Origin of the sequence: Liquorilactobacillus vini DSM 20605 (genome assembly GCF_000255495.1) — a bacterium.
GTDB classification, from domain to species: domain Bacteria; phylum Bacillota; class Bacilli; order Lactobacillales; family Lactobacillaceae; genus Liquorilactobacillus; species Liquorilactobacillus vini.
The window spans coordinates 1-963 of sequence record NZ_AHYZ01000011.1 but is presented as its reverse complement, the minus strand read 5'-3'; the positions used below and the strand labels follow the sequence as shown (position 1 = coordinate 963).

Here is a 963-nt window from a genome sequence, read left to right as displayed (position 1 = left end):
AATCAAGTTAGCAGCCATTGACGTTGATGGAACGTTAATAAATTCAGAAAAGAAATTAACTGCGACTGTCAAAGTAGCCATTGCTGAAGCTAAGCGAAAAGATATTAAAATTGTGATCAGTACTGGACGACCATATACCGGAATTAAGTCGATTTTAACTGAATTGGGGTTGCAGGATCAAGCGGATCAATATGCAATCTGTTTCGGTGGGGCACTAGTCCAAACAACTGATGGTCGAATAATTAATTTGCGGCCTTTAGCATATAAAAGCTATTTGAAGTTAGAAGCACCAACTAAGATGCAGCAACTGCACTTTCAAGCTGTTACACGTGAGCGAATTTATACAGCTAATCGAAACATTAGTCGCTATACAGTATATGAAAGCTTGATTACGCAGCAAGAGATTTTTTATCGAACTCCTAGTGAAATGCCTAAAAGTTCCTTGATTAAGGCAATGATTATTGACGAGGAAAGTAAAATTAATTTATTGCTGGGAAACTGGTCAGCGTTTGCACCTCTAGAAAAAGAAATTAATTTTTGCCAAAGCTCCCCCAACTATATCGAAGCCAACGCATTGGGCGTCAAATAAAGGTTCGGCACTTAAATTACTCTGTCAATACTTGCAACTGCAGCCGGCTGAAGTAATGGCGATTGATGATCAAGGTAATGATTTAAGTATGCTTAAATATGCCGGATTAGGAGTAGCAATGGGAAATGCTACCTTGGCGGTTAAAGCTGCAGCATCGATTGAAACAGCGGATAACGATCATGACGGTGTTGCCCAAGCAGTTAAACATTTTTGTTAGGCAAGGCGCTTGGAATCTGTGACTAATAACAACTGGATTAAGCGCTGAATCAGAGATTATTCTCCGTAAATAAAAAATCTAGCAAGATTGCTAATAAAATGTTAAGCGTTAGCAATTCTTTTTCAAGTAGTACTGATAAATAAAATTGTTTAATTTG

General features: G+C 37.9%; 1 pseudogene. It reads left to right on the top strand.

Going from position 1 to position 963, the window contains the following annotated elements:
- Position 1 precedes the first annotated feature (1 nt).
- Positions 2–806: pseudogene (locus ON15_RS00330) on the top strand (Cof-type HAD-IIB family hydrolase).
- Positions 807–963 lie beyond the last annotated feature (157 nt).